This is a genomic window from Denitraticella aggregata (assembly GCF_048158365.1).
GTDB lineage: Bacteria > Pseudomonadota > Gammaproteobacteria > Burkholderiales > Rhodocyclaceae > Azoarcus_F.
Genome location: NZ_JBLLNL010000044.1, coordinates 1 through 918, shown reverse-complemented (window position 1 = coordinate 918; position 918 = coordinate 1). Strand labels below are relative to the sequence as shown.

Sequence of the window (918 nt, the reverse complement as noted above, 5' to 3'; positions counted from 1 at the left end):
CCGCTCACCCGGCATCAGGCGCTTGAGCACCACCCGGTTCAGCCACACCACCAGCGCGCGGCGCAGGCTGTCGTAGCGTGGATGATTCAGCCGGCGCGTCAGACGCGACACGATCGCCCTCAGTTCCTGCGGGGTGGGCGTGCGCTCCAGCCGGATCATCTCGGCCAGGGTGCTCTCGCCCGCGGCGATCTCGTCGTCGCTCAGCCGCCCTTCGTCCAGCACCACATGCTTCTGGCGCGGGCAGTATGCTTTCAGACCCGCGACCGGTTCGATCAGTTCGGCCATTTCGCGCCGCGCACGCCAGACGCCTTCTCCATTGTAGACGACGATCGGGAACACCGGCGGCAAGCGATCACCGGGTCGCACCTGCTCCGACTTGACGAGGTCCTGATACAGCAGGCCGGTGTAGACCAGAATCCGAAGCGCCATCCACGGATCGACCCGGCTCTGGAACTCGATCAGCAGATACACGTACAGCCACTGTTCACCGTGCCGGGTGCGAACGCGCCACACGACGTCGTCGGCCCGACCGCGCAGGTCGTCGCTCACGTAGCTGCCGTTGGTCAGTTCCAGGGTGCCGAGATCCAGTTGCTCGACCCACGGTTCGCGCACGAAACCGGTGAGCAGATCGTATACGATCTGCGGGTGGGAAAAGATGTGTTTGTATGATCCGTCGTGAGGAGTCATGGCGCGGACTGAATGTCGTATGAATACGCATTCTATCCGATATGCATGATGGCTTCCGCTCGGATGCGATTTACAACGGGGATAGCGGCGCAAGCCGCGAATGATGGGGGCTACCGCAGGGGCAAAACGTTCGCGGCTTGCGCCGCCCACCACGGGGAAGGGAGCGGTGCGTGATGGGGATCGCGCCGAAGTCAGCCCTCGCTGAAAACCTCGTCCAGAGTGCCGGCGTCG

Annotated in this window: 1 protein-coding gene; it reads right to left on the bottom strand. The window is 63.8% G+C overall.

Going from position 1 to position 918, the window contains the following annotated elements:
• Positions 1-687 (bottom strand): Rpn family recombination-promoting nuclease/putative transposase (locus ACKVEX_RS16575; RefSeq protein ID WP_473216845.1); only part of this gene is annotated, 687 nt, incomplete at its 3' end.
• Positions 688-918: the final 231 nt, after the last annotated feature.